The organism is Hydrogenophaga atypica (assembly GCF_042665215.1).
GTDB lineage: Bacteria > Pseudomonadota > Gammaproteobacteria > Burkholderiales > Burkholderiaceae_C > Hydrogenophaga > Hydrogenophaga defluvii_A.
In genome coordinates this window covers 1-7,120 of the sequence record NZ_JBHTCA010000053.1, presented here as the reverse complement: position 1 = coordinate 7,120, position 7,120 = coordinate 1, and the positions used below count along the sequence as shown (strand labels likewise).

Annotated in this window: 7 protein-coding genes and 2 pseudogenes; 3 read left to right on the top strand and 6 right to left on the bottom strand. The window is 63.3% G+C overall.

The window, feature by feature from the left end; all coding sequences use genetic code 11:
* The 3 genes from ACFQPB_RS23430 to tnpA form a co-directional block, all read right to left on the bottom strand.
* The coding region (locus tag ACFQPB_RS23430) for an IS66 family transposase (RefSeq protein ID WP_417454087.1) at positions 1-535 on the bottom strand (535 nt) is incomplete at its 3' end.
* 146 nt (positions 536-681) lie between these two features.
* A complete protein-coding gene (gene tnpB / locus ACFQPB_RS23425) occupies positions 682-1,014 on the bottom strand; it encodes an IS66 family insertion sequence element accessory protein TnpB (RefSeq protein WP_382202492.1) in 333 nt (110 codons plus the stop codon).
* Complete coding sequence (gene tnpA, locus ACFQPB_RS23420; RefSeq protein ID WP_382202490.1) at positions 1,011-1,349, bottom strand: IS66-like element accessory protein TnpA; 339 nt, start codon at positions 1,347-1,349, stop codon at positions 1,011-1,013. Before tnpA ends, tnpB begins: the two co-directional genes overlap by 4 nt.
* Before the next feature lie 152 nt (positions 1,350-1,501).
* Here tnpA and ACFQPB_RS23415 point away from each other — a divergent pair.
* Positions 1,502-2,056 (top strand): annotated as a pseudogene (locus ACFQPB_RS23415) (IS6 family transposase); the annotation flags it as partial.
* A 106-nt stretch (positions 2,057-2,162) separates the two neighbouring features.
* Here ACFQPB_RS23415 and ACFQPB_RS23410 read toward each other — a convergent pair.
* Together ACFQPB_RS23410 and ACFQPB_RS23405 are read right to left on the bottom strand one after the other, a co-directional pair.
* A complete protein-coding gene (locus ACFQPB_RS23410) occupies positions 2,163-3,323 on the bottom strand; it encodes an acyl-CoA dehydrogenase family protein (protein ID WP_382202489.1) in 1,161 nt (386 codons plus the stop codon).
* Positions 3,324-3,343: 20 nt separating this feature from the next.
* Positions 3,344-4,153 (bottom strand): IclR family transcriptional regulator, encoded by an 810-nt coding sequence (locus ACFQPB_RS23405; protein WP_382202487.1) that lies wholly within the window; start codon positions 4,151-4,153, stop codon positions 3,344-3,346.
* Positions 4,154-4,309: 156 nt separating this feature from the next.
* On the opposite strand from ACFQPB_RS23405, the gene ACFQPB_RS23400 reads away from it, so the two are divergent.
* On the top strand, positions 4,310-5,521 hold the full coding sequence (locus ACFQPB_RS23400; protein WP_382202485.1) for a CaiB/BaiF CoA transferase family protein: 1,212 nt from the start codon (positions 4,310-4,312) through the stop codon (positions 5,519-5,521).
* A gap of 263 nt (positions 5,522-5,784) precedes the next feature.
* On the top strand, positions 5,785-6,915 hold the full coding sequence (locus ACFQPB_RS23395) for a CaiB/BaiF CoA transferase family protein (RefSeq protein ID WP_382202483.1): 1,131 nt from the start codon (positions 5,785-5,787) through the stop codon (positions 6,913-6,915).
* Positions 6,916-6,939: 24 nt separating this feature from the next.
* Here ACFQPB_RS23395 and ACFQPB_RS23390 read toward each other — a convergent pair.
* Positions 6,940-7,120, bottom strand: a pseudogene (locus tag ACFQPB_RS23390) (hypothetical protein); the annotation flags it as partial.

The following is a 7,120-nucleotide window of genomic DNA, read 5'->3' as shown; positions in this document are numbered from 1 at the left end:
GCAGGTGATCGGCGTACTTGCCCACCAGCACCTGGGCCAGCAGGCCAGTGGTGGGGATGCCTTTGTCGATGACGTGCGCCTCGACCGGCGCTTGTTGAATGGTCTCGCACCGGGCGCAGGCCCACTTGCCGCGGATGTGGCGCTCGACGCTGAACACGCCGGGCACATAGTCCAGCTTCTCGGCCACGTCCTCGCCCACGCGTTTCATCTGGCAGCCACACGCGCATGTGGTGGACGCAGGTTCGTGGTGGACCTCACGGCGCGGCAGGTGCGCCGGCAGGGGCATCCGCTTGGCCTGTCTCTTCTCGGGGGTGGCCGGTGCTTGCGTCTGCGCCAGCGCGTCGATCTCGCTGGCCACGGCCGCCAGGTCCGCTTCGATCTCGTCTTCGAGCAGGCTCTTCTGCTCGGGGTTGAAGCGCTCGGACTGGGCAGCGAACTTCATGCGCTTCAGGAGTGCGTTCTCTTGGGTGAGCTTGTCGATGAGGGTCTGCTTGAAGGCCAGTTCCTGGTCCTTGGCGGCAGCGGCCTGCAGCATGGAGAGCAGCGCCGAGCGCAGTTGCTCGGCGCTCAAGCTCTCCAGCGATTGCGGTTCCACCACCATGGGCATGAATGTGCCAGCGCCAGTGCAGCAGCGCCATTGGCATATGCACCGATTGGCAGGCAGCAGGCCTGCGATCAGATTCAGAGCACGGTGATGACGCCACCATCGCCCAGGCGCTGCCAGGGTAGGCCCAGCACCAGCGCATCGAACTGAGAGCGGTTGAGTGTGGCGGTCAACGCACCCTCACGAGGCCAGACGAACTTGCCGCTGTTCAGGCGCCGTGCTGCCAGCCACACCCCGATGCCGTCGTGCACCAGCACCTTCATACGGTTGGCCCGTCGGTTGGCAAACAGGTAGGCGTGATGCGGACGCGCAGCACCGAAGACGGCCACCACACGGGCCAGCGCGGTGTCTGTGCCGGCGCGCATGTCCAGCGGCTCGGTGGACAGCCACAGGGCGTCGATGCGGATCACTTGAGCAGGTCCCGCATCCAGGCCGCGCAGTGCTCGGCCGCCGAGACCGGCCAGGTCAGCGTCACGCGGGTGGCGCCACGGCGCAACTCAATGCGGATGTCTGGCGCCGGCGCGCAGCTGGGCGCCGGCAGCGCCACCGGCACGAAGTTGGGGACTTGCAGATCCAAACTCAGGGCATGAGCCAGGCGGCGCCACTTGTGCACGACGTTGGCGTTGATGCCGTGCGCGAGTGCCACGCTGGCCACCGAGGCACCGGGCCGGGCGCACTCGGCCAGGATCTGCTGCTTGAGCTCGGCGCTGTGGCGCCGACGGGTCTTGTTCTGGGCTTCGGTCATGGTGTCCACCTATCTGGTTTGGTGGACACCATCGTTGCCGCTTACGCCGATGCCCTCAAGGGTGGGATGACCGTCCGCTTACGTTCTTTTTGCTGGCGGTGGCGTAGAACTCACACCCGCAGTCCGTGGCGCTGCCCAGATCTCGGTCGCCGGTGGACCATGCGACTGTTCACCGCTGGGCCCTGAAGATCTTGCCCGTCTTGGCCGGGGTGTTCCGCCGACGAAAACGCGCAGTCGGTGCCTCCTGGCGCATGGATGAGACCTACATCCTGGAGGGTGGGCAATGGAAGTGTCTGTACCGCGCTGTTGACCGGATGGGCCACACGGTGGATTTCCTGCTGACGGCCCGCCGTGACGAGGCTGCGGCGCGGCGTTTTTTCGAGCAAGCCATCAACCTACACGATGTCCCCGAGAAGATCACCATCGACAAGAGCGGAGCGAACACGGCGGCTGTGAGGGGATTGCTGGAGGACAGTGGGCTGGCCATTGAACTGCGCCAGTCCAAGTACCTGAACAGCATCGTTGAGCAGGATCACCGCGCCGTCAAGCGACGGGTCAGGCCCATGATGGGGTTCAAGTCATTTTGGGCTGCCCGCCGGATACTTGCCGGAGTTGAGACGATGCACATGATTCGCAAGGGGCAGATGAGCTGCCCCAAAGGGTCAGTCAGGCCAGTGGCACAGCAGTTCTATAGCCTGGCTATTTGAAGTTGAGGTCATCAGCCAACTCAACACGCCTGTCCACTGCTATCGCGACACAACCTTCAGGCCGCCCGTTCGCCGCTAACGCGACAGGCGAAGTCGGGTGAGGGAATCAGCGTTGCTCCGCCGCTTGGGCGAGGACGCGCTTGGCGATATTGGTGATGTGGATCTGGCTCGTACCTTCGTAGATCCGAAAGACGCGCACGTCACGAAAGAACCGCTCGGCCACGTTGCCGGCCATGTAACCGCTGCCGCCGAACACCTGCACCGCCCGATCGGCGACCCGGCCGCACATTTCGGAGGCGAAGAGCTTGCTCATGGATGCTTCCGTGGTGACATCCTCGCCTGCATCGCGCTTGCGCGCCGTCTCAAGGAGCAGCGCCCGCGCAGCATGAACTTCTGTGTTACTCTCTGCAATTAGTTGCTGAACCAATTGGAACTCGCCAATCGCCTGCCCTGACTGCCGGCGCACGAGGGCCCGGTTTGCCATCTCCTCGACCAGCCGAATGGCTGGCCCGATGCACAGGCCAGCCAGGTTGATGCGCTGCTTATTCAATGCTCGCATCGCAGTGCGGAAGCCTTGCCCCTCCAACCCGCCGACAATGGCACTCTCGTGCACGCGCACGTTCTGTAGCACCACGTCGCCGACAGGCGAGCCGTGCTGGCCCATCTTGCGCACTGCGGGTGGAGTGGTGAGCCCGGGGGTGCCGCGCTCGACCAGGAAGGCCGTGATCCCTTTGGCACCTCGCGCGTTGCCGTCGGTACGAGCGAAGACGGTGAACAGGTCGGCAATGGGCGCGTTCGTGATGAAGCACTTGCGGCCATTGAGGACGAAATGGTCCCCGTCGCGAGCCGCGGGCGTCTGCTGCGCAGTCGCGTCGGAGCCAGCCTCAGGCTCCGTGAGCGCGAAGCAGCCGGTGATGCGCCCGGATGCCAGCTGCGGCAGGTATTGGTTCTTCTGCGCCGGCGTACCGTCGACCACGAGCGACTCGGATGCGATTCCGGTATTGCCGCCAAAGCGTGCACGGAAGGTGGTCGCCACCTGCGAAACTTCAATGTTGACAAGCGACAGCTCCTCACTTGTGAGTCCGGCACCACCGTACTCCTCGGGAATGCTATGACCAAACAGGCCGACTTCGCGCATGCGCTGCACGATCGATTCGGGAATGACGTCTTTGACGTCGACCTGTTCTTCCAGTGGCAGGCACTCGGTGCGCATGAACTGACGCACTCCGGTCAACAGGGCTTTGAATTTTTCAGGGTCTCTGATCATAGGGATAGATTGAGGTGAGATCAGCGCAGCGCCTGGGCCGTTTCAAGCTGCCGGGCGGCGTCTTTCAGCAGCGGGACAACTTCACGCACCAGCTTGTCTTTGGTGGCTCGGTACGCGGCGATGGTGCAGTTGATGGCGAGCGGCGGCTCTCCCGCTGGCTGTCGGATAGGCACAGCCACCGCATGGATGTCCTTCTGCCAGTCGCCACGCGAAAGGCAGAAACCTTCAGCAGAGAAACGCTTTACATCGGTTTCCCACATGGCGAGCCAGGCATCAAACTGCACGCGGTCCTGTACCTTGATGTAGTTCAGTATTGCAGTGCGTTCGGCCTGTGGGCAGGCGAGGATGAGTGCACGCCCGATCGCGCTGGGCAGCAGCGGTCGGGAACTGCCGATGTCGGGCAGGTGCTGATTGGCGGCATCGGCGCGCACCGAATCCACGTAGACGACATTGACGCGGTCGCGCATCCCCACATTGACCGTGCAACCGGTGTGCCGGGCCAGCTTTTCAATGATGGGCTTTGCGAGTTGCCGTACGTGCATGCTCGCCAGCAAGGGCTGGCTCAGCGAGAGTACGCCGGGGCCGAGGCGGTATTTCTGCAGAGATGAATCGCGCGCCAGATAGCCAAGCAACGTAAGGGTATACGTCAGCCGCGAGATCGTCGGCTTGGGAAGCCCTGTGCGGTCGGAGATCTCACGGTTGCCCAGAACTGGCGTCGCGGCTGTAAACGCGCGCAGCACTTCCATCCCACGCGCGAGGTTCATGGAGAACTGGCGATCAGCTAATAGGTCATGCGGGTCTACGAGGCCCGGAAGGGTGATGGCGGTCACGTGGCGCGGTTGTATTTGGTTGCGTGTCGGCATGATTGGCGTGGTGGAAGAAAGGGTCAAGTTTTTGAGCCTAGTGTTTTGCTGTGCGAAATGGGGCATTGTTACTCAATGCCATCGCTGGCACAAACGTAACGCAAACCTGCAGGAGCTTCTCGCATGACATCCCCCACCACCTCCCGCGGCGCCTTAAGCGGCGTACGCATTCTCGACATGGCGACAGTACTCGCCGGTCCAGCCGGCGCCACACTCTGTGCTGACCATGGCGCCGACGTTGTGAAGCTCGAGCTGCCGGATGGCAGCGATGCCCTGCGTCACATGCAGCCAGTGAAGGAAGGCATACCGCTATGGTGGAAAGTGGCCAATCGCGGCAAGCGCGGCATCACTCTGGACGTGCGCAAGCCCAAAGGGCGCGAGTTGCTGCTCTCCATGCTGCCGAGCTTTGACGTCTTGGTGGAGAACTTCCGCACGGGTACGATGGACCGATGGGGTCTTGATATTGGCACTTTGCACCGCATCAATCCCCGGTTGGTGGTGATCAGGCTGACGGGCTTCGGTCAGAGCGGCCCCTACAGCGGGCGTCCGGGCTTCGCTCGTATTTTCGAGGCCATGAGCGGTTTCACGAGCCTGACCGGTGAGCCTGACGGTTCTCCCCTGCACTGCAACTTTCCGGTCGGTGATGCGGTTGCCGGCCTTTTCTGCGCCTTCGCCATCGCCGCAGAGGTTGCGCGTCTGCGCGGCGACCCGCAGGCAAAAGGCGCGGAGGTGGACCTCTCCGCCACGGAGGCGCTTTTCCGTGTGCTAGATCCGCTGCCTGTCGAGCACGAACAGCTGGGGCAAGTCCGGCCGCGCACCGGCAACCGCACCAGCTACACGGCGCCGTCCAATATGTACCGCAGTGCCGATGGCCTTTACTTCTCCTTGGTCGCATCCTCGGAGGGCACCTACCTACGCCTGTGTGAGGCCGTGGGTAAACCGCAGTGGACCAAAGACCCGCGTTTCGCGACGAATCCGTTGCGGGTCAAGAACATGGACGTGCTTGACGCAGAGCTGAGCAGCTGGTTCCAGGCACGGCCGTTCCATGAGATCTCAGCCCGACTAGTGGAATGCGAGATTCCCTTCACCAAGGTCTACACCATCGAGGACATCAAGGCGGACCCGCACTTCATCGCTCGTGAGAGCATCATCCGTCTACCTGATCCGGACTTCGGCAGTGTGCCGGCGCCCTGTATCGTGCCAAGGGTATCCGGCCGGGAGATGCCAAAACCTCGCAGCGGACCAGCCGTTGGCGAGCACAATAGTGAGGTGTATGGAGAGTTCGGCCTAGGCACATCGGAACTCTCGGCCTTGCGCGCTGAGGGCGTGATCTAGCGCATTCATGCTGGGCTTGATCCAGCCCGACGTGCTCCCATTCATTGTTCCGTATTTCCACGTGTTCGAATCATGGCCCATGCCCCACCGCGCAGCGCAGCGCGTGCGCTTGAGGGACCAGCTTGCCGGCAAGCGCAGCCGGACTTCACAAACTTGATGCCGCACGTGCGCCACCTGCGGCTGGAGAACGTCATGGGACATTTGGCACTGCCGTTGCAGGGCACCATGAGCGCCCGCACACTGATCAACTTCAGGGGGACTTCATGAGCGGGCCGCTGACCGGAGTGCGCGTGCTGGAGATGGAGGCAATTGGGCCAGTGCCGTGGGCCGGGATGATGTTAGCCGACATGGGCGCCGATGTTCTCCGCATCGACCGGCCCGAGGCGCCTCACATGGGACTACGGCGCGACGAACGCTTCCAGTTCAATGCGCGTGGCAAGCGTTCGATCGTAACGGACGTCAAGACACCGCGGGGCCGCGACCTCGTGCTGGAACTGGTCGGCCGGGCGGATGTGCTGCTCGAGGGACTGCGGCCTGGCGTCATGGAGCGCCTGGGCCTGGGGCCGGACCCGTGTCTCGCCAGGAACCCGGCGCTGGTGTACGGCCGCATGACAGGATGGGGCCAGACAGGGCCGATGGCGCAGGACGTTGGTCACGACATCAACTACATCGCCACAACCGGCGCGTTGCATGCGGTTGGGCGTGCCGATGGTCCGCCTGTTGTGCCGCTCAACCTCATCGGTGACTTTGGCGGCGGGGGCATGCTGGTGGTGGTCGGCGTACTAGCGGCGCTTCTGGAAGCCCGGACGAGCCGAAAGGGACAGGTGGTCGACGCGGCCATGGTTGATGGCTGCCTTGCCTTGCTTGCACCGATCTTGGGCCAGTGGCAGGCCGGCGAGTGGGCGGACCAACGCGAGGCGAACTGGCTCGATGGCGGCGCACCCTTCTACGGCACTTACCCGACCGCCGATGGACTGCACTTGGCCGTCGGGGCGATCGAGCCGCGCTTTTATGCCGCTCTGCTAGATGGCCTCGGCCTCGGCAACGAAAAACTGCCCCGCCAACACGATAAAGAGGCCTGGCCTGTAATGCGCGAGCGCTTTTCCAACATCTTTCGACGGCATCCGCGCGATCACTGGTTGTCCGTTTTCGACGGAACTGAGGCCTGCGTGTCGCCCGTCCTGTCCCTATCCGAACTGCACACCCAACCTCACCTTGCCGAGCGCGCATGCTTCGTGGAGATCGACGGTGCCGTCCATCCAGCACCGGCCCCGCGCTTTTCGCGCACCCCTTCCCGCATCAGTTCCCCTCCCGTGGAGCGAGGCACCGGCGGGGAGTCTGCCCTCATCGAATGGGGGCTGAGTCCTGAGCCCCAGCAAGTCAATCCCACCTGACCCTTACCGAGAACTGACCTTGAGGTCGAGGTATTCGCTGCCCAAGTCGTTGTATTCAGTTCCGTCGCGAAGCATGTGGTATGCGGCGGTGAGCATCAAGTCGGCACAGCGAGGATGGCCTTCTTGGCGCTTCGACGCGCCTTGATCCGCAGAAACTGCGCTCGCAGGTAGCCCAGGCTTTCAAGATGGGCTGACTGGACGCTCA